Here is a 24085-nt window from a genome sequence, read left to right on the forward strand (position 1 = left end):
AGCTCATTGTTGATTTTGGCACCCTGCTGATTGGAGCGGAAGGCGCTAATCCATCGAAAATGCATTCGCATTTCCTTCGTGCGGTGTTTATTCGGGGATGCTTCAACGTACCGCGGGAGGAGCGACGGACCGCCCGCGGTTCGCTAAGCTCCTGGAGCGGAATCAACAGGCAAGTTTAACAGCACCAAAATTAAAGTAACTGCTACTTATCTTTGTAAAGAGACTTTCTTAACAGCTCAAGATAAAGATCCATTTCGGCCATTATTTTATCAATATCAATTTGCTCCAAGTTCGCAGAAATCACCTGATCCTCTTGCTGATTGCCAAAACCTTCAATCGTCCAATAGATGATATTTACTGCTCTTTTAATATCAATACCTTCTTTAAATTGGGATGTGTCGATATCCGAAAAAAACTTTTCATAGCTTTTGGACAGCATTTCTTTATTTCTGCGTTCAAGTTCGCCTTTCACTTCCTCAGCCTCTTCCGTGTAGGCCGCTTTAAAAAACTTTAATATTTCAGGATAGATACCAAATAACTCAAATTTTATTAATGTGATTTGACGCAGCTTAATGAAAATATCTTTTTCTGACCAATCCAGTTTTTCGGATATTTTTTCAGAAAACACCTCCATCAAGTGATCATACAAAAATAAATACATATCTTTTTTATTATTAAAATAATGAAATAACAATCCCTTGGATATGTCAGCTTCTTTGACAATTTCGTTTGTAGAGGCATTACGGTAGCCTTTTTGTGCGAATACTTTTGTTGCTGCATTTATGATCCGATCCTGTTTCTCCGGATCCAAACTTAAAAACTTGGAAAACATTCTTTGTCTCCTTCACTTTAGTTTTGACCGAAGCGGTCAACTACAATTTCATTATATCTCCCTTGACCAAACTGGTCAATATAGTTTAAGAATTTTTTTAGCATTTTATGCCACATAAAAAAAGATCAGCCTGAACGTTAAGTTCAGAACTGACCTTTAAAGAATTCAACTAAGTTTTGCCAGACGCTCATAAACGTCCTTTAAATTTGTACAGCCTGAATTTTGCGCTTTTTCACTCAATATACACCATAGCTGCGCGGTAAGCTTCGCATCCCCCAGCGCATGATGGCGGCCAATCACGGGAATGCCATTATATTCGCACAGCTCTTCTAATTTAAAAAGATCCTTATCAGGTTCTGCCACCCTGTAAAGGAAGGACGTATCCAATATTTTATGCTTAAAGGGAGTGCGGAACAACTTCCAGCAGCTGTGGCGCATAAAGCTTTTTTCATGATTCGCATGATGGGCAACAAGCGGCATATCCTTAACAAATTCAAAGAAACTGATTATTACATCTGCGAGGGTCGGCGCTTTAACTAACTGCCCCTCTGATAACCCGGTTAGTTCCTTTATTTCCGGAGGAAGAGGTTTATCATATTGCACGAGGGAATAAAAACAGTCCTCATCGCAAATTTCCCCTTCAATTATTTTAACTGCTCCAATGGAAATGATTTGATCGCCTTTATCCGGATAAAAGCCGGTTGTTTCTATATCAAACACAACAACATTTAACTTTCTGATGGGTATGGCCATTGAATCGGCATTTTCCAGCTCCCTTTGCATTTGCCTGATAAACGCCATATGCTGGGCGTTCTGTCCATTCAAGCCCCCAAATATATTGGAATGAAGCTTCCCTTGAATTCCTCTGACAAATTGAACAAAAGGATCGAATCCCATTACACTACACCCTTTTCAACGGTCCTTATCACAAATTGATGAAGCTTTTTTCCATCCCTTAAAATACTTTTTAATTCATTTCTTTCCCTCTTCGTTAAGCTTTTTAAATGCAGGAAGTGGGTATCATCGTAGGTATCAGTTTGTTTGTATGTCAGAAGCCGCCATTTTAATAAAGTGGCAAAATTGTTTTTGTATCTGTTCATTTCTTCACCATAGTCTTTCATATCTTGAAGCTTTTCCAGCCTGGCAATTGTTGAAGTTTCGATGATCCCTTCTTTGATAGCGAGAAGCCGAATCGCATTTACATAAGGGATAAATGCGGTGTATTTGAGATCCAGCTCCCCTTGATGAGTTCCTTTTTCCTCTGGAAGAAGCTGGCCAAGTGGACCAACCGCATTTTTCATATGCATACTCGTTTCCATCAGCCGGCTCAGCAGATTGGGATTATTGTTAATACGATTATGAATGAGTGATTTTAATTCTCCTATATATTCTTTTTCACCAGCCAGCGCTCTGCTATCGTAGAAAATATGCAGATTTCTCATTGTTTGCCAGCTTTCTTCATCCATCCAATCTGAAATCTGTTCCTTCCACTCCACTAAAGGCCGGCACCATATCGGGTTGGAACTCATTACCTTTCCTTCGCAGTAGGGATATCCAACTGTCTCAAGTCCCTCTGCTATCTCCTCCCCTAGCTTCAAAAAGTATGTTGCAGCCTCAGGATCTTCCGCTTCATATACCAGCCCGTGGTCCTGGTCGCTTAAAAAGCCTTGTTCCTTTCTCCCCCCGCTTCCTGTAGCGAACCAGGCTAACTTCCATGAGGGCAATTTTTCATTATTCATTCGATCCAAGGCTATCTCAAAAACGGTTTTCATAACACGATCATGAAACTCATTCAACGCATAAGCATCAGACCGAAAATTCAAGATTTGTTCATCTTTCCATTTTTTCAGGGATTGATAAGTATTAATTCCGCAAGTCATCCGGACACTTCCTTTAAGGAAGCCCGTATTCTGGAGGTTTACGAGCTTAACCTTTTGTTTTCTTCAGCCATGAATACTTCCGGGTATCCGTAGCTGCCATGTTCACTTAAATCCAATCCCATAATTTCTTCTTCCTCTGTTACACGAAGTCCTCCCATTAACTTCTTGGCGACTGCCAGAATAATGAAAGATACAGCAAATGCATAAAGGCCGGAAACTGCTACACCCATAAATTGTACGCCCAGCTGTTCAAAACCGCCACCGTAAAATAACCCCGGCTTTCCAACTGTGGCCAGCTCTGGTGTTGCAAAGAATCCTGTCGATAAAGTTCCCCAAATTCCTGCTGCACCATGGACCGACAAAGCATAAATAGGATCGTCGATTTTTCTCTTTTCAAAGAACCTGACACTATAGAACACAAGGATACCAGCCACAAGCCCAATTACAACTGATGCCCACGTATCAACAAAAGCACAAGAAGCAGTAATAGCAACCAAGCCTGCCAAAGCACCATTAAGCATGGTCGGTACATCTGATTTGCCCATTACCATCCAAGAAATAATCAGTGCAGCTACAGCTCCAGCTCCAGCAGCCAGGTTTGTGTTCAATGCTACAAATCCAAAGAAGCCATCTTCAACTGATAATGTGCTGCCGGCGTTAAATCCGAACCAGCCGACCCAAAGAATCAGTACGCCCAATGCAGTATATACTTGATTATGACCATATATGTTGTTTGCTGAACCATCTTTATTGAATTTTCCAATACGCGGTTTTAGCAAAATAGTAGCAGCCAGCGCTGCCATAGCACCTGTTAAGTGAACAACTGTAGAACCGGCGAAATCCTGCTTGCCATGCTCTGCAAGCCAGCCGCCGCCCCAGATCCAGTGTGCAACAACCGGGTAAACAATTGCGGAAAACAATATAGTAAAAATGAGGTATACGGATAATTTTGCACGTTCGGCAAATCCGCCTAGCGCGATCGTGATGGCAATGCCGGCAAATGCCAGCTGAAAAACGAAGAATACAGGAGAAGATAAGCTCAGCCCTTCAAGCTCGGCACCCGAGTAGAAGAAGTTTGAAAGTCCGACTAAAAAGTTGGCATTATCACCAAATATGAATCCAAAACCTACAGCCCAAAACACAAGTGATGCAAGCCCGAAAGTAAAAATGGTTTTGCCTGCAATATGACCGGCATTCTTCATTCTTGTCGAACCAGCCTCAAGCATAATAAATCCACCTAACATGAAGATAACTAAAATGGCTCCTAACATTACCCATAAACTGTTCATTAAAAATGTGGCATCCAATTTTATTTCCTCCCTTGGTTTATGATGTAATAAATATTTATTAATTCATGTTATATTTCCTTACATCACTTTATTTAACTTTATTTTATCCTAATTTCCCAATAAGTCAATGTGTTTTTTATAATTTTCTAAATTTTATGTTATAAAACCTTACATCAAAATCATCTTTGATGCAAAATTATTGGCAAATTTAAAGTGGTATCTGCCTTTCATTATTCGGTTAAGTTAAAAACGAGCATATATTTGCTCAAAAAATCGTCGGGAGTGATGTATCATGGCAAGAAACAAACTTTTGGTGCCCGGTGCAGAAAATGTATTGGATCAAATGAAGCAAGAGATTGCCAATGAGTTTGGTGTTCAGCTTGGTGCTGATACGACCGCACGAGCAAACGGTTCTGTCGGGGGAGAAATGACAAAACGTCTTGTCGCCATGGCAGAACAACAGCTAAAAAACCAGCAAAATCTTTAAAAGACGGCTTCTTTAGCTTGGCCGGCCCTATACTGGGGCCGGTTTTTAGAATTGCGCAGTTTTTTCGGATAAAGTTTTCTTGCTAGATCTCTTTTAGCAGGCGATTCCGTTGAAACAATGATTTTATTCGCTAAAATTAGTGCTTTATTCGCTAATTTACAAGTTTGTTCGCTAATTCCCCTGTTTTATTCGTTAGTTTTTGTGATTTGTTCGCTGGTTTCAAAGACTTATTCGCTAAGTTCTTAACTTTGTATATTTTCCAACTAATTAAAAACTGTGAATAAACCGTTCCCCCTCGCTGCAAAATAAATCAAAAGGAGGTTTTGTCCATGACAAACAAAAATGACAATCGAGAAAGGAAAAACAAATATCCAAATAACAAAAAGCAGGATACTGAATTCTCAAAGAATGTTGATATTCGCAGTGAAATAACAAAAAGGGATATGCAAAAGTAACCTGCATTCTATATTTAAGCAATAAAAAAAGGCTCGTCATTCGACGGCCTTTTTAAGTAAAAAGCTTATATAATAAATAAATAGCCCCTACCAGGAGCCACACGTAGGTGCCTGGTCATATTGGAGGCAGTGATTTTGCTTTCCCCTCTACCTGAGAGGATGGGTTACGAATGCCTCAGGATCCTTTTTTGCAATCTTCAGCATTCTTCTTTTTTTCTCCAAGCATGTTCAGTCCCCCTGCAGCAGAGTCCTGTTAAAAGGCTCAGTTCACACTCCATTTTATACCTGCATAGGTATTAAGTAAAGGATTAAATCTTTTTTAGCCAGCCTTTAATCACAGCTATTTAATTGTCTCCTTACAAAGCTCAACAACTCTTCGATCTCTTTAGGAGGCAATTTTTCAGAAAGTCTGCCTGCTGCAACGGGCAGCAGCCACTGTTGGAAGGATTCCCTCTTAAAAGGCAAATGTTTTTTATACAAGTAAATATAATATCGTGCTATCATCCTTCGCTTTATCCGTTCGGCGAAATACATACGCTTAGTAACTTTTTCAGGGAAACCTCCGTATTGCAAGATCAATAAGCTTCTCGCAAGGTCAGCAAGAGGAGAACCTGCGGTTGAGTCAGCCCAATCAATCACAAACTTCCCGTGCATGGATATTAAAATATTGTCTGGATGGTAGTCCCCGTGGCAAACCTGTTTCCCATCCGGCAACGTTTGCAGGTAATCAATGATCCTTTCTTTTTCCCTTCCGGATAAGCTCTCTGCTCTCTTGATTCTATTTTCCAGCGAAAATTTTAGCGGCGGCAAATCTCCTGCTTCTTTGGAATGGATATATATTTGAAGACTAACCATTGTGTTCACTGACCGGATTGCGGATAACAAACCCTTTTCTAAAAGCTTGGTAATAGGAAAGCCATCGATTTTTTCATAAATGATTGCTTTCTTTCCTTCAATGTCTCCCTCTCCATAGATAGCAGGAACATTTAAGCCCAAACTCGCTATTTTGGCGCTAATATTCATTTCACCTTTTATTTGCGACTCTTGGATGTGTTCGTAAAAAACCTTCGCTACTTTATCATGAGCTATGGAAAATACTTCGGCCGTGCTCCCTTCGCCAATCTTATTTCCTTTAACCATTTTGGCCACTTCCAATCGCATAATGAGGTTTCATTCTATATTAGTACGATAAAAAATCCCTCTGAAGAAACAGAGGGACACTTAACTAATCCAAGTAATGCTGTTGTGGCTTGCTTTTTATTGCTTTCAGGGTTGTTTCCATACTTTTCACAGAAGACGCATATATCCTCGTTTCAAAAACAAAAGCAAAAAGTGCAGTGCCTAGCGCCAGGTGAAGGACGGCCCATGAAATTTCAATGTAACTGATGATAGTGAGTATACCGATGAGTATTTGGCCTATCACAATCAAAGAAGCTGCCATTAGCCTATTTTGCAAACCAGCATTCCATTTTTTCTTAAAAGATACATATGTAAGAAAAAATATGTAAAATGCTAAAGCACCAGCTAGCAGCCTGTGGCCTGTTTGGAACATCCCCGGTATGGATGCAGGGATATACCCATTACCGCAATCGAGCCAGCCGCATGCCAATCCATATGCTTGGTGCTTTATGTAAGCTCCCAGAAATAAGGTCAGCATCAATAGAAATAAAACAACATTTAGATGGAAAAAAACTGCTATATTCTTCCTGTTTTTCCTCAGCGAAAGCTGATGACCATTCCTGAGATCGACTTTTCGCCAAATCCATATAAGATTTACCAGGAAAAGCATAGCAATCATCAGGTGAATGGAAACTACAATGGCCGGTAAATCGAGTAAAACCACAACTGCACCTAATAGAATCTGAAGAATGAGAAGAATCATTAATCCCCAGGAAGCCGATTTTAAATCCTGCTCTGGCCTTGATTTATTAATTTTAAGAAATAGCGCAACAGAAATAATCCCGAGTATTGCGCCAATTACCCGATGAGCAAATTCAATTAAAGTATCACCCTCAAGAATTGGTATTACCAGCCCATTACATAAAGGCCACTCTGGCCCGCAGCCCATACCGGATTCCGAAGATGCCACATAGCCGCCAAATACGATTAAGATGTATGTCAAAATAATTGTTATGAAAGCCAAGCCCTTTATCCTCAATCCACGCACCCCTTTTGCAAATGTTTTCAAATTTGTCACCATATTAACAAAAATTGGACAAACTTTCGGTGACATGGGTCACAAAGAGGATGAGGAAATAAAAGTAAGACGAGTCATTTGAGCAGTTATTATCTCAACCCACAAAAAACAGTCCACCAAAACGATGAACTGTCTCTTTCCCTTATTGCTGTCTAGTTAAGCTTTTTATTGGTTTAAAAATGTCCTGCTAAAAAGAGTTACATCTTCTATTCTAGTGCGATTCGGTTCAAAGCCGATTCCCGGTTTTTCAGGAACGATAATATAACCGTTTTCCATGGTGACTTCAGGATCGATGATATCCTGTTTCCAATAGTGCGAGGAGGGTGCTGTGTCACCTGGAAGCGTGAAGTTGGACAGTGTAGTAATAGCGATGTTATGGGCACGCCCTATTCCCGCTTCGAGCATTCCGCCGCACCACATGGGAATATTGTGTTTCTCGCAAAGATCGTGGATTCTCTTCGATTCTGTTAAACCGCCAACCCGGCCGATCTTAAGGTTAATAATCTTGCAGCTCCCAAGCTCAATGGCTTTTCTTGCATCTTCGAAAGTATGAATGCTTTCATCAAGGCAGATTGGTGTCTTTATCTGTGGCTGCAGCTTGGCATGATCAATAATATCGTCATGGTCCAGCGGCTGTTCAATCATGGTCAGATTAAACTCTTCCAGCTTTTGCAGGTGTTCAATATCATTAAGCGTGTAAGCACAATTGGCATCAGCCATAAGCTGTATATCCGGAAATTGGGCCCGGATTGCTTTTAATATATGTACATCCCAGCCTGGCTTAATTTTTACCTTGATCCGCTTATAACCCTCAATTACATATTCTTCAATTTGCTTGAGCATCATAGCTTCAGATTCCTGGATCCCCACACTTACGCCCACTTCAATTTTATCCTTCACTCCGCCCAGGGCTTTGGCTAATGGTATCCCCTTTTCCCGAGCATAAAGGTCCCAAACTGCACCTTCCAATGCTGCTTTGGCATTAAAATTCCCCCTAATAGGCCTGAAAGCTTCTGAAACATCATCCGGATGCCGAATATCTGCTGCGAATAGGATGGGAATCAAGTGATCGCTCATTATATGCCAATTCGTTTTAACTGTTTCCTCATTATAGATAGGTTCTACAATAGAAACAGATTCTGCCCAGCCTGAAAGCCCGCTTTTCGACTTTACTTCTACAAGAATAAAGTCTTTATCCACTTCAGTTCCAACACTTGTTGTAAAAGGATTCAGAAGCTCCATCTTTACATGCCTTAAAATGATGCTTTTAATTTCCATTCTATCATTCTCCTAGCGGAATACATGTTCTTTTTCCAAGAGATATAAGTATTGATTTTCCCTGTTTGGATCTTTGACTAAATCAGTTACAATCCAGCCTTCGTTTAAATAATGGATAAAAACGTCTTTTGTACTTTCTCTCCATTTTAATGCAAGTGAAAAATTCTGTTTCTTGATGTCCTGAAAATTCCCTGGTACGGGCACGAGAAGCTTTTCGCTGCCATGATTCAAATCTGCTTTTATCGGAACAGAATAACCGTTTTCTGTACGGGTTTCTATCACGATCGGCAGCTCAAAAGTTTTTTTGCTCCGTTTTGCTGCTTGCTCTTTAATCCGCCACTCCACTAAAAAGCGGTCAGTTGAAATACCCGAATTCATATGATCTGACATTTCTCCATAAGCATTTTCAATATATCGCGTACACACCGCGCCAAGTTTATGAAGATTTAAATTGGCATTTACTGTTTCCAGTGGATCGTACGTCCAGGAAATGAGATCATACCCTTTTTCCAGGGCCGTTTCTTTTTGGGCTATTTTCAGCTTTTCTCCGATTCCAAAAGCGCGGTAGTCGGCATGAATCCCAAGGCTATGAGAACATAAGTAAACTTTATTTCCATCAAAGCCAGGAAAGCTGTACTGAAACCCGATTAATGCTTCTTTAAAATAGGCCCCTAATACAAAGCCTCCATTTTTGACTGTAGCCACAGTATGATTTACAGGCACTGCATCTTCCACGCTCCAAATGCGTGTTTCCAGCTGATATACAGCTTCCAATTCTTCCACCGCATGAAGGCTTCTGATTGACAGTGATGATAACACTTCTTGCTTCATATCCTCTCCTCCTTCACAAATACCGGCTGAAATCTACCATTCTTTCTGATCTGCTTCCATGATTACTTTCGCTAATATTTGAGTTCCATATATCAATGCTTCTTTATTGAAAGCCATGTTTGGATGATGAAGGCCAGGCTTTAAATCACAGCCAAGTCCGATCATCGTTGCAGCCAAGTCCGGGTTCTTTAATGTATAAAAGTGAAAATCCTCCGCCCCCGGCGAGAGGCAGGCTGGTTCAAGGTTTTCTTCCCCAAGTACTGTGTGGATTGCTTCCCTGGCAAGAGCCATAGCACGTTCATTTTTTACAGCTGCCGGCGAATACTCTTCAACACTGTATGTAATTTCCGTCTCAGTAAGCGCTGCCGTTTTTTCTATGATATGCTTGGCTTTTTTCAGCAAGTTTTCCATTGTGTCATTGGCTTCCGCCCTTAAGTCAAAGGTAAACCGCGTATTTTCAGGAATTAGATTGGAAGCTTCCCCGCCATGCAATTCTGTTATTTTAATAGAATATTTTCCTGTTTCCTGCAAACGAATTTGCCACATAGCCTGAATCAGCAGTGCGGCAGCCTCAATGGGGTTATTCCCTTCCTCCGGCCTTGCAGCATGTGAAGGCATACCTTTGATTATTCCCTTAAGGCTGGCCGTTGAGCCGTGCTGGATCACTGGGGCCGCTTTATTAAATGGAACTTCATAGCTTGGGCGCAAATGAATGCCACATAGAAACATAACATTTTCCAAAGCTCCATCCTCAATCATTCTCAGCGCGCCCTCAGCTTTTTCTTCGGCAGGCTGAAAAATAAAGCGGACAGTATGCGTTAATAAAAGCTTATTTTTAGCTAGAGCAAGCGCAGCACTTAATACCATCGTGCTATGTGCATCATGGCCGCAGGAGTGGTTTGCTTGAACAGTGCCATCCACTTCCTGCAGAAGGGCATCCATATCAGCGCGTAAGGCAATAACCTCTTGCTTTTGCCCTTTCAATTCAGCAGTAAATCCATAATGTCCACTATATGTTTTAATCTTAAAGCCTGCTTGCGAAAGCTTTTCACGAAGATAAAGGGAGGTATTTTCTTCCTTCCAGCTAGGCTCAGCCAGCAGATGAAGTTCTTCATAGGTCTGCAGGATTTTTCCCCTTTGTTTGGAAATAAAATCTATTGGATCCACCATTGCAAAAACACTCCCATTTCTTCATTAAAATATAATATGTGCAATAACTACTACGATAGGCAGCGTAATGATTGTACGCAGCAAGAAAATAAGAATTAAGTCTTTAATGCTGACTGGAAGCTTTGAACCAAGCAGCAGTCCACCCATTTCAGACATATAAACAAGCTGTGTGACAGATACACAGGCAATCACAAACCTTGTCATTTCACTTTCAATTCCGCTTCCAATAACCGCTGGCAGGAACATATCCGCAAAACCGACAACCATTGTTTGGGCTGCTTCTCCCGCTTCCGGAATTTGCATCAGCGCAAGGATTGGCTCAAATGGCTTTCCAAGAATCATGAAAGCCGGTGTATATTCAGCAATTACCAATGCCACCGTACCAATTGCCATAACAATCGGTAGTACACCCAGCCACATATCAAGGACATTTTGGAAGCCTTCCTTGACCACTGCAGCAGCGCTTTTATTGGTCTGCGCTTTTTTAACTGCATTATTAATACCCCAATTTACCGCAGATACATTCGCAGGAATGGAGGTTTCCTCTTTAAGTTCTGTGCCTTCATATCCAGTGTTCGCTTTTCTTGATAGCGGTGGAATGCGGGGCATGATAATGGCAGCAGCAAGTCCCGCAAGGATAATCGTAAAATAATAATGAAGGAAATATTGCTCAAGATTCAGATATTGGATGATAACAATTGTAAAAGTAATGGATACTACTGAGAAAGTAGTAGCAACGACTGCTGCTTCACGCTTCGTATAATAACCATCTTCGTATTGCTTGGTTGTCAGAAGGACACCAATTGTACCGTCTCCTACCCAGGAAGCCAGGCAATCAAGGGAAGAACGGCCTGGAAGCGTAAAAATAGGCCTCATCACTTTAATAAGTAATGCACCAAAAAATTCAAGCAATCCAAAGTTTAAAAGCAAAGGCAATAATAAACCGGCTAAAAGAAAGGTTGTAAATAAAATCGGTATTAAATCATAGATTAATAATCCGCCGGTATTTTCAGAATAAATCGGTTCAAATCCTAATTCAAACAAAGTTATAATAGCAAAAACCATTCCAAGGAATCGTGCTGCCAGCCAAAACTTGCTGACATTAAATAGTTTATTCAGAAATGGACTATTTAAAATAATGCCAGGTTTAAATACTTTTGCAATAAAAGATCCAATGACGGATAGAGAGATCACAATGACAGTAACCGGATAGACGGAATCACCCAATAAAGCGCCTATTTTCCCGGCCAAAAATGCTACCGGAATTGTAATTCCTTCCCCTTCGCTAATCGGCACCATAAATAAGAGGATTCCCACCAGAGACGGGATTAAAAATTTTAAATAATCTCCTGAAGCAAACGCTTTCAATTGTTCTTGTTCACTTTCAGGCATTTTTTTTGAAAGACTACTCATTCGTATGTACCCCCTTTTATTTTTCCTTGTTAACTCGTTGTTCATCATTACTCAAGAAATAACTCTTTTTCAGCATACAGAATTTCAAGTTTTTGCTGCCTTTTGGTAATTTTTTCGTGATCCCGTTCTTGTATCCCCGCAATTAACACTTCCAGCAAGCTGACAACCGATGCAATGGAGTGATGGCCTGAATCCATATGTTCATCAGTAGTAAGTGTAACTGAAGCCATTTGCCCCACTGGCGAAAGCTGGCGGTCTGTAATAGCAATGATCCGGGAACCTTGTTTCTCAGCATAAGACGCCAGCTTAAAAGTTTCCCTTCGATAACGCGGAAAAGAAAAAATTACGGCGGCGGAACGCTCTGTTAAATCACACAAATCTTCAGGCAAAAAACCATTTGGACCTGAGATAAATACATTTCCCCTTAATTGCTTAAGCGTGTAATAAAACCAGTATGCGGCCGCAAAAGAGCTGCCAAAACCTCCTACATAAACCCTGTCTGCCTGAATTACAGCATCAATTGCTTTCCAGATTTCATCATCATTAACCTGATCAAGCAATTGCCGAAGTATTTTCCTCTCTTGATCAATTACTCTCCTAAACAAATTTTCTTCGTCAGCATTCTCTGATGAAGGATATTCTTCTCCCGCTGCCTGCTGTTTGCCGGCAAGCCAGTCTTTTCTGACCAGATCCTGCATTTGGGAATAGCCACTGAATCCCAGGGCATATGCAAGCCGGATCACGGTTGTTTCACTGATTCCCACTTTCCTTCCGACCTGAAATGCTGTTAAAAGCACCGCTTCATCCGCATGCTCCATAAAAAATTCAGCTGCTTTTTTCTGTCCAGGAGAGAGTGAGGAATAGCTTGCTTTAATCATTTGGCTTAATGTTTTTGTATTCATGCTATCTCCTCTTGAATAGTGCAGGAAAAACTTCTTATGCAAAGTATAAAGCATTAAATACTTCTTCGACAAGAAGATTTTCTACTATTCTAAATTATATTTTTATTGCCAATTACTTTCCATAGGCCTATTTAACATAGAAGGAAATCCTTCTCTACAAAAATTTTAAAGGATGAAATACTTCTTTTGCAAGAAAAAGTTGTATTTTTAATGAAATAAATTCATTTTTATGCAAAAAAGTATTCATTAAAAAACGCACCTTTAAACCTTAAGAATAAAAAAATGATATATTAAATAAAAAAGCTGGAGGTTTTAAATGATTGCCAGATGGCTGAGTATTAATATGCTAACTGTTCTTTTGATTCTTTTATGGAGCTGGTATCAGGGTTATGATTCAAATGAAATCCTGGCCGGAAAAGTTCTTGCACAAGCTGCTTTTATTTTATTTTTGATAAACCTGAATATGTATTTCATATTTCTTCTAATTCGAAAAAGCAAGATACGGAAAGTAAAAATAACACTTGCGAAGATATCCAAAAGAATGATGAAATATCACGTTGCTATTGCTGTTACAGCTTCACTGCTTATAATCGTACACGCTGTGATTATGATAACTGCCTTATTTGAAGATCTTTGGAAAGCCAAAACAGCAAGCGGAATGATTACATGGATCATTTTGGCTGTTCTCTTATTTAGCGGTTTATTGCGGAGAAGGAAGTCAACGGGAATGCGAAGAAAATTTCATTATATGATGGCCTTCGTGTTTTTTGCGTTTGTGTTTTTGCATATTTTTGTATAAAGGAATAGACTTCTTATTTATTTTGGCTTCTTAGCGTTCTCCCCGGGATTAATTGCGTCGTTTTCAATGAGTTATGCGTCCTGTTCCTTTTATGCTCCCTACTCCAGCTCTTTTGCCGTCGAGCTGGGATTTTTTCGCCCCTACTTTCGAATTAATTACGTCCTTTTCATCTAGTTATACGTCAATCTCCCCTTTCGCAACAGGGTCCCAATTAAACCAAAGCATCTATTAATCTTATTTTTTACGCAAACGGTTGCATAAAATGGATTCTCTGTGTTACTTTAATGTAATAATAAAACTAAACAGTATTTTCATAGAAGTTTTTACGTTAATATCGAAATATTTTTCGTTTTAATTCGAAAATACTTTTTTAGTGAATTTAATGAAAGCCCATACAATAAGGGAGAGGTAAACAATGAAAAAATTATTTTCTTTTGATTTTTGGCAAAAGTTTGGAAAGGCACTGCTAGTAGTAGTTGCCGTCATGCCTGCTGCCGGTATCATGATTTCACTTGGAAAGTTAGTTGGAATGACAGGCACAGATATAGCTTTTGTGCAAGCGATTGCACGTGTGATGGAAGATATCGGATGGGCCATTATAACGAATCTACATATTTTATTTGCTGTTGCAATTGGCGGCTCATGGGCCAAGGAACGGGCTGGCGGAGCCTTTGCAGCTCTTATCGCATTTATCCTGATTAACAGGATCACAGGTGCTATTTTCGGCGTAAAGCCAGATATGTTAACAAATTCTGATGCCACTGTACAATCTTTATTTGGACAAGATCTAGTTGTCCAGGATTATTTCACATCCGTTCTTGGCGCCCCTGCTTTAAATATGGGCGTATTCGTAGGAATTATCTCCGGTTTCCTTGGAGCGAACCTATTTAATAAATTCTATAACTATGACAAACTTCCAAATTCTCTTTCATTCTTCAACGGGAAGCGCTTTGTCCCATTCACTGTAATTGGCGGTTCTGTTGTAGCTGCCTTGATTTTATCGATCGTTTGGCCGTTTATTCAAGGATTGCTAAATGATTTCGGCCAATGGATTGCAACATCCAGAAATACAGCTCCAATTATTGCGCCATTTGTTTTTGGTGCATTGGAACGGCTATTGCTTCCGTTTGGACTTCACCATATGCTGACTGTACCAATCAATTATACAGAATTGGGTGGAACCTATAAAATTCTAACAGGCTCTAATGCCGGTTCAATTGTAGCTGGACAAGATCCGCTCTGGCTGGCTTGGATTGCCGATTTGAACAACTTCCTTGCTGCTGGCGATACAGAAAGCTACAAGCAATTACTGAATGATGTAACTCCTGCCCGCTTCAAAGTCGGACAAATGATTTTATCTGCGGCAGCCTTGCTTGGTATCGCACTAGCCATGTACCGCAATGTGGACCCAGAGAAAAAGAAGAAGTATAAATCTATGTTCCTTTCTGCAGGATTAGCAGTATTTTTAACAGGTGTTACAGAACCGATTGAGTTCATGTTCATGTTTGCTGCACCGCTTTTATATGTGGTATACGCAGTTATGACAGGTCTCGCATTTGCGGTTGTCGATATTATTAATATTCGTGTCCACTCTTTTGGCATTATTGAGTTAATTACAAGAACGCCGATGATTTTAAAAGCAGGTTTATGGCTGGATCTTGTGAACTTTGTTATCGCAAGTCTTGTTTTCTTCGGATTAAACTTTGGTGTGGCCAATTTTATGATTAAAAAGTTTAACTTCCCTACTCCAGGACGAAATGGCAACTATATTGAAGAAGAAAATGCTGGTTCAAGTTCAGATAGGGCAGTCAAGAAAGATTCACTTGCTCCTGCACTCATTGCACTATTGGGCGGAAAAGAAAATATTGAAGATGTTGATGCTTGCATGACTCGCTTACGTGTAACAGTAAAGGATACAGCTGCTGTGGCGAGTGAACAGGAATGGAAAAAGAATGGTGCTCTGGGACTTATCGTCAAAGATAAAGGTGTTCAGGCGATTTATGGTCCGAAAGCTGACGTGCTTAAATCAGATATCCAGGATTTATTGGGGGCTTAAAATGAAGTTATTGACGCTTAACTGCCACTCCTGGCAGGAGGATCAACAACTTGAAAAAATAAAAATCCTTGCCGAAACCATTAAAGATAATCAATATGATGTAATTGCCCTGCAGGAAGTCAGCCAGCATAAACTTTCCCCATTAGTGGACCGCCATATCCGCAGAGGTAATTATGGACTTGTGTTAATAGAAGAATTAAAAAAACTAGGCGTGAAAGATTTTCAATTCACTTGGGATTTTTCACATATTGGTTATGATGTATATGAAGAAGGCCTTGCTATTTTAACAAGGCATGAAATAAAAGAAGAATACTCATTTTTTATAACCAAGAGCCATGACCAGAATTATTGGAAGACGAGAAAAATAGCTGGCGCCAAAATACTTTATCAAAACAGGCACATTTCTTTCTATTCATGCCATCTTGGCTGGTGGCATGATGAGGAAGAGCCCTTTAAACACCAGGCAGAGTCTCTTCTTGCTCAGGTTCAAAGCAATGATGCATTCTTTTTGCTGGGTGACTTTAACAGCTCTGCTTTTTCCAGGGACGAAGGCTATGATTATATGATAAGCCATGGATTATATGACACTTATGAGCTTGCTGATGAAAAAGATTCCGGTGTTACTGTAAAAGGCAAAATTGCCGGCTGGGATGAAAATAAACAGGATTTGCGGATCGATTTGATCCTGTCGAACAAACTCTTCCAGCCAAAGTATTCAAAGGTTATCTTTAACGGCTTAAATAAACCTGTCATTTCTGACCATTATGGTGTAGAAGTAGAAGTCGAAATTTAAAACTAAAATAAAGCCCTGACATTCAAGTCAGGGTTTTGTTATACTTTCATCCTGTAGACAGGTTCAGGATGAAACGCCTGAAAAACCTCCCTTTTCAACTGCAAAGAGAGGTTTAATAAATTATTTATTTTTACGCTGCTTTGTCAATCTTCCCAATAAGAACGCACCTGCTGCGACACCCAGCATTGTATTCGTTTTCTTGTTGAATACTTGCTTGGCAACGAGGTTCAGATTTTGCGGCCTTTCTGCAAGGCGGCGCATAAAATAGCCATACCAGTCGTTTCCAAACGGCACATACGTACAGAAATTATAGCCTTCGCTCGCAAGCTTTAACTGCAGATCCTTTCGGAATCCATATAGCATTTGAAATTCAAATTTTTCTTTCGGAATATTGTTAGCCCTTACAAATTCCTTTACATGATTAATAACTTTATGGTCATGTGTTGCAATGGATGTAAACTTTCCATTCAACAAATGCCATTCTATAAGTTTAATAAAATTTATGTCAATTTCACTTTTTTCCTGATAAGCAATTTCTACAGGCTCTTTGTAGGCACCTTTTACGATCCGCAGACGGAAGTTTTGATATTTTTTGATATCATCCTCTGCACCAAAAAAGTATGCCTGGATAACCGTGCCGACGTTATCAAACTCCTTCGACAGTTCATCCAGTATATCAAAGGAAGGCTGGAGACGTTTGGAGTCTTCCATATCCATATTCACAAAAATGCCATAACGGCTAGCTCTATCCACGATCTGTCTCACGTTTTCAAGACAGAAAGCGTAATCAATATCAAGTCCTAATTGTGAAGGCTTTAGAGAAATATGTGCATCTACTTGATTTTCATGAATAGCTTCAATCACTTCAAGTATTTGATTTTTAGCTTCTGTCGCCTCTTCTTTTTTAAAGACAAATTCTCCGAGGTTATCAACAGTACAAGAGATTCCATGTGCGTTAAGCTCTTTAATGCTTTGGATCGCTTCTTCTAAATTTGTTCCCGCAACGACATTCTGCGCCCCTAATTTCAGTCCATATTTCTTTGCCGCAGTATTCAGTAATTCGTTTTGGGAGAGGCCTATAAATAGATCTTTCAACATAGAAATATCCCCTAACTCTTGTAATTTCACTATAATTATAGCATAGTTTTTTAATAAATTTTTTTTTGTGAATTTTCCTATTTCAACGTTTCCCTATCACCTATTAGGTAAAACATTCGTGTGAATTTTTGCAGCTAATTTGACTAAAAAGATTAAATTATAGTATTATAATGATACAGTTGATAAATTTCAGCTGTGCTCATGAATGAGCCAATAGTACTCCAAAGGGGAGTAGCTAACAGTTATGTCGTCATTACGTGATGGGAACATCACCGGCCTGACTGGCAACTTTATGTTGTTTGCGAGACCTTTGCCATTTTGGTAAAGGGATAAGAATAGATCTTTCAAGACCTTTACCAGACTTTTGGTAAAGGTCTTTTTGTTTTCTGTAAAAGGAGGAGAATTACATTTTAAAAGCTTAAGGATTCACAGCCAGGGTAAATTAGATTCATTCAAAACAATAAACTATTACGGAGGATAATAATGAAAAAGATACTTGCAGCATTACTTTCAGCAGCACTTATTTTCTCACCAGTTGGAAATATAGTCTTCCAGGATCATACACCAACAGTCGAAGCTAAAGGATACAAGTCAGGCAAGAAGAGCTTTAAAATGGATAACAATAATATAAACACCAACTCTTCCTTTTTCCAAAAGAAAAAAGAAAACACTGAAACCACAAGTAAATCAGCAAATCCTAAAGGCGGATTTACTTCCGGCAAATTGATGAAAGGCCTCATGGTCGGCGGACTTGCCGGATTGCTCTTTGGCAGCCTATTCGCAAAAATGGGGATGTTGGGATCGATACTCGGCTTGATGGTTAACTTGTTAGCGATTTATTTCCTATTTTCTATTATTCGAACACTCTTCGCATACTACAAGAATAAAAAGCGAAAAGAGGAAGCTTCATCATGGAGAAATTAATCATTTCCGAACAGGATATTATAAATGCCGTATGCATTTATATCTCCCGCAAAAAACAAATACAGCCCGAAGAGGTAGAAGTTGAATTGATGTATGACGATAATTATGGTTTCTCTGCAGAAGCTTATACCTACGAGAGGAAGCAAGTCCTTATTACAGCGAACCTGATTGAAGCTCTTCGCTTATGGCTCGATGAATATACAAACAAAGACCCTTTAGCAGGAATCAAGCTGTTGCTTGATGATGAAATGGGGATTATAGCGGAAGTCAACTGAGAAATAATAATTTTAAGGAAGCCTAAACCCAACAATTAAAAGGGTTCAGGCTTTCCATCATGATTTACATATCCGCCGTTATGCCCTTTCATTCTCCTCTTTAAACAAAGATAATTTCTTCTGTGGCTCTGTACTCCCTAGGAGATAGCCCAACATATTTCTTAAAAGTACCGCTAAAATAATTTGGTGTATTGAACCCAAGTTCTTCAGCGATCCACTCAACTGTATGGTTGGTATGGCGTAAAAGCCAAACTGCACGCTGCATACGGACAAAGGTCACATATTCAACAAAGTTTCTTCCTGTTTCTTGTTTAAATATACGACTGAAATACGGTACACTAAGATTAATTTGATCGGCTACCCGCTTAATTGAAAGATCTTCTGTACAATACTGGGCAATATAGTCAGTACATTTCTGGATCTGTTCATCCTTTGTAATCTCTTCAAAATAACGCAGCGAAAGCCTTTCATAAGGTGAAGTACGCCTGGCTTTACATGCCTCCCGATATGATTGATGGAGGAACAGCGGTTCACGGTAGATGGTTCCTGCACCTATATAAAGGTGGATTCCATACTCTTTCTCCAAGGCTTCCACAGCATCCAAAATCTTGTTCTCTGCTTCATTCCAATGCTTTAAGGAAACATACTCGAAAGGAACCTGGATAAGCATGAGGAGATGCTTACGGTATGGGAGGAATGAGATTCGCCGTTTATGAAAACGCTTTCTAAAATACTTTTGAATTAACCCCGATGCATGCCATTCGTCCTTTTCCCTTCTGGCAGGGCAGCGGACAAATCCCTGAATGAAACAGACCACGTTTGGTATTGCCTCTCCTGGAAGAAAGTAGCGGGATTGAATTAACTCCTCTTCATTCTTTACATCACCAGACAACAGACGGCGTAAAAATGCCTCTTGGAACGGTAAATGATTGTGTTCTTTTTTATGTACATTATGAATCTGGTTATATGATTCATCGTATTCAATGAATTTTGTGCCGGCATTTGAGAGATCCACAATGGCTCGTTTCAGCGTACGTATAAAAATATGTTTCTTAACAGATTTCACTAAAAGATGTCTTAGCTTGAACTCAATAGCAAGCGGCGAAGTATATAATAAAGACGGATCAAGCAGTGGTATTATCCTGCATTGTGTATTCCGTTTACGAAATCGGTGAATTTTTACCCAGTCGTGCCATTTTCGAACTTCGATAACTGCGATATTTACATCAAGGTTTTTAATCTCCTTTTCAATCAGTACGCAGCTCTCCATAAACTCCTCTAAAATCCAGTCTGCAAGCTTTTCATACTCATGCTGGTCTTCTACTGCCAGACTAATAGAATACATTCTCTCTTCCCTCTTCCCTATCTTTGATGGGGACTTCAAAGTTATTTGCTTATACAAATTATAGTATAAAAATTAGACTATATTAAATATTTGTATATTTCTGATATTTTATTGTAAGGTATACGCCCTCTTAATAAAGTAAAATCAGTTTTATTATAGAATCTTTGCCGAACTAAGGAGGGATAAAGAGACGGCAAAAGCTTATAAAATAAGGAGGAGTATCAAATGGCTGGGGAATATACTGAGTACAATTATGTAGCGGCAGATACAATAGACGTTAGTGAACTTGAGCCGCTTGATCCAGAAACAAGGCAAATCATGAGGAGTGAATTTAGTACAGGGCTTAAACTTACGGTCTTTTATTATATTTTTATCCTTTCAATTCCGATATTAAATTGGTTTGCAGGTGGCTTCATGTTCTCGCGCATGTGGGGCGGCATGACATATAGCTGGTTTTTAACTAGTATTGTCGCAATGGCGATGGCTTTTATCATTGCATACGTCCATACATCTCTTTACGAAAAGCGTTTAAAGAACAATCAAAGTAATTCAAGCAATCCAGAAGCTTCTTCTAGAGAGAGGAGAATCATGTGACAGCCATGCTATTTGAACCTAAATTTCTATTAACCATACTCCTAATGGGAACGATTGTATATATCACATATTTATCAAAAAGAAACACAACTGCTTCTGATTATTTTGTTGGGGGACGAAGCTTCAGCTGGTTTACAAACGGCTCAGCAATTGGCGGAGACTATTTAAGTGCTGCAACCTTTCTTGGAATTGCCGGCCTGACATATCAGCTGGGCTATGATGGTGCCTACTATGCCTTTTGCTTTTCAATTGGCCTGACTCTCCTTGCCATTTTCGTTGCTGGTCCGCTTCGCCGTTTTGGGGCCTATACAGTCGCAGACTTTTTAGCCTATCGTTTTCACAGTAAACGTGCCCGTCTCGCAGCAGTGGCTGTGGTTCTTGCAATTTCAGGCTTCTATGCAGCACCCCAGCTGCTTGGTGCTGCACAAATTTTAAGTATGTTTTTTGGGACAAGCTATGAATTTGGAATTATATTTACTTGTTCGGTCATGATTTTTTATGTGGGTGTTGGCGGTATGAAGGGTACCACTCTTAACCAGGCTTTGGAGTTATGGATCCGCCTTGGAGCTTTTCTTCTTATGGTAGGCGCTGCCATATATGGCGGACTTCATTATCAGGAGATACTTGCTTCTATTAATGAATTTAAAGGTGTTATTACAGGTACTTCAGATTTTACTGCTGATGGTAAAGATATTCCTTTTGATGGGGCCGGCTGGACAGGTACCGGCAATTACTTCCCATCTTTCTGGCAGACAATATCAATGACTATTGGCCTTTCACTCGGAACGATTGGGCTTCCTCACATCCTGCTTCGCTTTTATACAAATCCAAGTGCCAGAGCAGCCCGCAAATCCGCTCTTATGGCAATTGGCATTGCAAGCGTATTCTTTTTCTTTGCCGTATATCTTGGAGTTGTTGGCCGCTCTATTTTCCTTAGCGGCAATGCTGACCCAGGAGTAATGAAGGATCTGATCGCTGGCGGAAATAATATGGTAGTACCTTCTACCGCTCAGGCACTTGGCGGGGAATGGCTGCTTGGCCTTGTCATCGCCGGAGCATTTGCGGCCGTCTTCTCAAATCTTTCTGGTTTATTTATCGCGAGTTCAGGTGCCTTAGCCCATGATTTATATGCAACATTCTTCCGGAAGAACATTACAGAGAAAGAGCGCGTAATTGCTGGTAAAGTTTCAATTGTAATCCTGGGTATTTTATACGGCGTTCTCGGACTGATGGTAAAAGAAGCTTCCATTGGCCATCTGGTTGCACTTGCATTCACAGTTGCAGCCAGTACATTTACTCCAATATTTATATTGGGCATTTGGTGGAGAGGGATGACAGAAAAAGGAGCAATTGCAGGTCTCGTTATCGGCTTAATTGCCTCCATGTACATGATATTCTTTAAATCTGCCCTTCCTGAATTCCTGCAGTTTAATGTACCAGGATTAATTACAGTCCCAATTGGATTCCTATCTGTTTATATCGTCTCAAAACTTGATCGCAGAGTACCTGCAGATGTTAACGAGTTTATGAAAAAAGTTCACTCTAAAGAATCCGAAGCAGCCTAGAAATTTAGTATTTTAAAAAGGGTGCCGCAAAAGCATAGCTTTTGGTCACCCTTTTTGAACGAGAATCTCTTGTGCTCCCTTTTAATCAAATATAAGAAACCCCTTGATAATAGATTATCAAGGGGTTATTGTATGATTCCGACTGGGTTCGAACCAGCGACCTCTACCCTGTCAAGGTCATTATATAAGTCTGATTATAACAGTTTTAATGCAAACGCATTGATATAAATGGAATGCATTTATCAAAAATCTATTCAAATTGTTTTAGTTGGGGACAATATGCCCGGTTTTGTCCCCAATATGTCCCCAATTATAATTGCCTTATTAATTTAAGCGTCACCCTTTAGGTTTTAAAAAAACACCCCGTTTATGCTAGCTTGATACCAAAGTAAAGCACCCGATCGTTCAAGAAGATATTTATTGGCGAGGTGCAAATAACAAAATTAAAACACCAATTAAACATATACCTGCACCTAACCAATCGTATAAATCAGGTGTTTTTTTATCGATTCCCCATCCCCATAATACGGAAAGAACAATAAATACGCCTCCATATGAAGCCTATACTCTACCGAATGAAGGGAATGTTTGAAATGTACCAATAACCCCCTATAATGCCAAGGCTAGTCCTCCAATAACACCTCAATAAAAAGGTTTATCATCTCTGAGCCAAAGCCAAATAAGATAACCTCCCCCAACTTCATTAATTCCTGCAAAGGTGGATTAAAGATTTTCTGTTTCCCGAGAAGTCATTGGAAGGTTCGGGAAGGCAGCCTCTTGATTTTGAGTACATCCACAAAGAATTGGCTAAACCTAACGTTACTCTTTCTCTTTTACATCATGAATACGAATCACAAAGTCGGGTGAATAACACAATCCCATACTCCTATCCGAGTTTCGTTCGCCATTACAGCGATTACGCCCAGAAACACAAAGCTACTATACGTATTCGCAGGAAACCAGGCTAAATAATGGAAGTGGATAGGGCAGGATCCACACTATTCATCATCGACTGGGATAAGTGAAAGCCTATGTTTTCGTGGCAACCTTGCCGTGCAGGCAACTTTCCTATGCGGAAGCGCCCCTGTCAATGGACTTACACCCTTGGATTGAGGCTCATATTCAAGCGTATGAATACTTTGGCGCGCCCCTCAGATCGTTGTTTCAGATAATCTCAAGACAGGCGTGACAAAACATACTTCAAAGGAACGGGAATTGAATCCCACCTACAGAGAAATGGCCAGCCACTACAATACGATAGTCATGCCAGCACGCGTACGAGTCCTAAAGATAAAGACAGTGTCGAAGGCTCTGTTGAGGTTGGAATATAGCCGCATTAAGGAATACTCACTGTTTTAGTATTGAGGAATTGAGGAAAAAATTAGAGGAATTCAATCATCGACCTTTTACCCGAAATGAAGGATTGCGATATTCTGAATTCTAATAAGAGGAGAAATTTGCGCTTTCCCCTCTTCCGGCCATGCTATATAAGATATCAGAGTGGAACACGGCAAAAGTTCGCCCTGATTACCACATATCTGTGGAAAGCATGTTTTATTCAGTTCCATACGAGTACATCAATCGGCAAATGGATGTGAAGCTTTCCGATGATATGGTAGCTGTATACTTCAATATATCAACAGTCCGTGAACCAGTCCGTGAACACATGCCTGACAATCATAAGCAGTTTTTGGATCAAACGCCCGAAGTGGCGGTTGGATGGGCAGAGAGCATTGGATCTTCAACATTAAAGGTTGTGCAATACCTATTAGATTCCTACCAATCTGAAAAACAGGCATTGCAATCTATCTTTTTCCCTGAAGAAGATGGAACATCGTTATACCAAACACGAAATAGAATTGGCATGTAAAACAGTGCTCTCCATGACAAAAAGACCTACGG

At 39.9% G+C, this 24085-nt stretch carries 23 protein-coding genes and 1 pseudogene; 10 read left to right on the forward strand and 14 right to left on the reverse strand.

What is annotated here, in order from left to right:
* Window positions 1–202 precede the first annotated feature (202 nt).
* From IQ19_RS15080 to IQ19_RS15095, 4 genes are all read right to left on the reverse strand, one after another.
* Window positions 203–832, reverse strand: coding sequence for a TetR/AcrR family transcriptional regulator (locus IQ19_RS15080; RefSeq protein ID WP_144543204.1), 630 nt, complete (start codon window positions 830–832; stop codon window positions 203–205).
* 165 nt (window positions 833–997) lie between these two features.
* The gene (locus tag IQ19_RS15085) at window positions 998–1729 is read right to left on the reverse strand and encodes an exonuclease domain-containing protein (RefSeq protein ID WP_144543205.1); all 732 of its coding nucleotides are present in this window, start codon (window positions 1727–1729) and stop codon (window positions 998–1000) included.
* Window positions 1729–2712: a DUF294 nucleotidyltransferase-like domain-containing protein gene (locus IQ19_RS15090; protein WP_144543206.1), complete on the reverse strand. Its 984-nt coding sequence runs from the start codon at window positions 2710–2712 to the stop codon at window positions 1729–1731. Before IQ19_RS15090 ends, IQ19_RS15085 begins: the two co-directional genes overlap by 1 nt.
* Window positions 2713–2750: 38 nt before the next feature.
* Entirely contained in the window at window positions 2751–4019 is a 1269-nt protein-coding gene (locus tag IQ19_RS15095) for an ammonium transporter (protein WP_144543207.1), read from the reverse strand.
* 274 nt (window positions 4020–4293) lie between these two features.
* Here IQ19_RS15095 and IQ19_RS15100 point away from each other — a divergent pair, with 274 nt between their 5' ends.
* Both IQ19_RS15100 and IQ19_RS29015 read left to right on the forward strand, forming a co-directional pair.
* Complete coding sequence (locus IQ19_RS15100; protein ID WP_144543208.1) at window positions 4294–4488, forward strand: alpha/beta-type small acid-soluble spore protein; 195 nt, start codon at window positions 4294–4296, stop codon at window positions 4486–4488.
* Window positions 4489–4817: 329 nt separating this feature from the next.
* Window positions 4818–4943: a hypothetical protein gene (locus tag IQ19_RS29015; protein ID WP_277875347.1), complete on the forward strand. Its 126-nt coding sequence runs from the start codon at window positions 4818–4820 to the stop codon at window positions 4941–4943.
* A 330-nt stretch (window positions 4944–5273) separates the two neighbouring features.
* Here the strand turns inward: IQ19_RS29015 and IQ19_RS15105 are convergent, their stop codons facing one another.
* The 7 genes from IQ19_RS15105 to IQ19_RS15135 all read right to left on the reverse strand — a co-directional run bounded on the left by IQ19_RS15105 (window position 5274) and on the right by IQ19_RS15135 (window position 12734).
* On the reverse strand, window positions 5274–6083 hold the full coding sequence (locus IQ19_RS15105) for an aminoglycoside phosphotransferase family protein (RefSeq protein ID WP_158638815.1): 810 nt from the start codon (window positions 6081–6083) through the stop codon (window positions 5274–5276).
* Between the two features lie 85 nt (window positions 6084–6168).
* Window positions 6169–7101, reverse strand: a complete 933-nt coding sequence (locus IQ19_RS15110) for a COX15/CtaA family protein (RefSeq protein WP_144543210.1) — start codon at window positions 7099–7101, stop codon at window positions 6169–6171.
* Between the two features lie 204 nt (window positions 7102–7305).
* Window positions 7306–8418, reverse strand: a complete 1113-nt coding sequence (gene menC, locus IQ19_RS15115) for an o-succinylbenzoate synthase (RefSeq protein WP_144543211.1) — start codon at window positions 8416–8418, stop codon at window positions 7306–7308.
* Window positions 8419–8430: 12 nt separating this feature from the next.
* Window positions 8431–9249, reverse strand: coding sequence for a GNAT family N-acetyltransferase (locus tag IQ19_RS15120; RefSeq protein ID WP_144543212.1), 819 nt, complete (start codon window positions 9247–9249; stop codon window positions 8431–8433).
* Between the two features lie 33 nt (window positions 9250–9282).
* A complete protein-coding gene (locus IQ19_RS15125) occupies window positions 9283–10419 on the reverse strand; it encodes an amidohydrolase (protein WP_199749479.1) in 1137 nt (378 codons plus the stop codon).
* Between the two features lie 24 nt (window positions 10420–10443).
* Window positions 10444–11832, reverse strand: coding sequence for a YjiH family protein (locus IQ19_RS15130; protein ID WP_144543213.1), 1389 nt, complete (start codon window positions 11830–11832; stop codon window positions 10444–10446).
* Between the two features lie 47 nt (window positions 11833–11879).
* Complete coding sequence (locus IQ19_RS15135; RefSeq protein ID WP_144543214.1) at window positions 11880–12734, reverse strand: MurR/RpiR family transcriptional regulator; 855 nt, start codon at window positions 12732–12734, stop codon at window positions 11880–11882.
* Window positions 12735–13050: 316 nt separating this feature from the next.
* Here IQ19_RS15135 and IQ19_RS15140 point away from each other — a divergent pair, with 316 nt between their 5' ends.
* The 3 genes from IQ19_RS15140 (at window position 13051) to IQ19_RS15150 (ending at window position 16382) form a co-directional block, all read left to right on the forward strand.
* On the forward strand, window positions 13051–13533 hold the full coding sequence (locus IQ19_RS15140) for a hypothetical protein (protein ID WP_242021014.1): 483 nt from the start codon (window positions 13051–13053) through the stop codon (window positions 13531–13533).
* 415 nt (window positions 13534–13948) lie between these two features.
* The gene (locus IQ19_RS15145) at window positions 13949–15589 is read left to right on the forward strand and encodes a PTS transporter subunit IIBC (RefSeq protein ID WP_144543215.1); all 1641 of its coding nucleotides are present in this window, start codon (window positions 13949–13951) and stop codon (window positions 15587–15589) included.
* 1 nt (window position 15590) lies between these two features.
* Window positions 15591–16382: an endonuclease/exonuclease/phosphatase family protein gene (locus tag IQ19_RS15150; protein ID WP_144543216.1), complete on the forward strand. Its 792-nt coding sequence runs from the start codon at window positions 15591–15593 to the stop codon at window positions 16380–16382.
* A 120-nt stretch (window positions 16383–16502) separates the two neighbouring features.
* Here IQ19_RS15150 and IQ19_RS15155 read toward each other — a convergent pair whose 3' ends face one another.
* Window positions 16503–17480, reverse strand: a complete 978-nt coding sequence (locus IQ19_RS15155) for a proline dehydrogenase family protein (protein WP_144543217.1) — start codon at window positions 17478–17480, stop codon at window positions 16503–16505.
* A 483-nt stretch (window positions 17481–17963) separates the two neighbouring features.
* Between IQ19_RS15155 and IQ19_RS15160 the strand changes: the two genes are divergently transcribed.
* The gene (locus IQ19_RS15160; protein ID WP_144543218.1) at window positions 17964–18404 is read left to right on the forward strand and encodes a hypothetical protein; all 441 of its coding nucleotides are present in this window, start codon (window positions 17964–17966) and stop codon (window positions 18402–18404) included.
* Window positions 18392–18679, forward strand: coding sequence for a YxcD family protein (locus IQ19_RS15165; RefSeq protein WP_144543219.1), 288 nt, complete (start codon window positions 18392–18394; stop codon window positions 18677–18679). Before IQ19_RS15160 ends, IQ19_RS15165 begins: the two co-directional genes overlap by 13 nt.
* Window positions 18680–18779: 100 nt before the next feature.
* Here the strand turns inward: IQ19_RS15165 and IQ19_RS15170 are convergent, their stop codons facing one another.
* Window positions 18780–20024: a helix-turn-helix transcriptional regulator gene (locus tag IQ19_RS15170; protein ID WP_144543220.1), complete on the reverse strand. Its 1245-nt coding sequence runs from the start codon at window positions 20022–20024 to the stop codon at window positions 18780–18782.
* A gap of 225 nt (window positions 20025–20249) precedes the next feature.
* Here IQ19_RS15170 and IQ19_RS15175 point away from each other — a divergent pair, with 225 nt between their 5' ends.
* Together IQ19_RS15175 and IQ19_RS15180 are read left to right on the forward strand one after the other, a co-directional pair.
* Window positions 20250–20618, forward strand: a complete 369-nt coding sequence (locus IQ19_RS15175; RefSeq protein ID WP_144543221.1) for a hypothetical protein — start codon at window positions 20250–20252, stop codon at window positions 20616–20618.
* Between the two features lie 5 nt (window positions 20619–20623).
* Entirely contained in the window at window positions 20624–22183 is a 1560-nt protein-coding gene (locus tag IQ19_RS15180; RefSeq protein WP_144543261.1) for a sodium/solute symporter, read from the forward strand.
* Between the two features lie 417 nt (window positions 22184–22600).
* Here the strand turns inward: IQ19_RS15180 and IQ19_RS15185 are convergent.
* Window positions 22601–22891 (reverse strand): annotated as a pseudogene (locus IQ19_RS15185) (YnfA family protein).
* 772 nt (window positions 22892–23663) lie between these two features.
* Here IQ19_RS15185 and IQ19_RS28555 point away from each other — a divergent pair.
* The gene (locus tag IQ19_RS28555; RefSeq protein WP_415802133.1) at window positions 23664–24053 is read left to right on the forward strand and encodes a Mu transposase domain-containing protein; all 390 of its coding nucleotides are present in this window, start codon (window positions 23664–23666) and stop codon (window positions 24051–24053) included.
* The last annotated feature ends 32 nt before the right edge of the window (window positions 24054–24085 follow it).

Origin of the sequence: Cytobacillus oceanisediminis (assembly GCF_007830235.1) — a bacterium.
GTDB classification, from domain to species: Bacteria; Bacillota; Bacilli; order Bacillales; family Cytobacillaceae; genus Cytobacillus; species Cytobacillus oceanisediminis.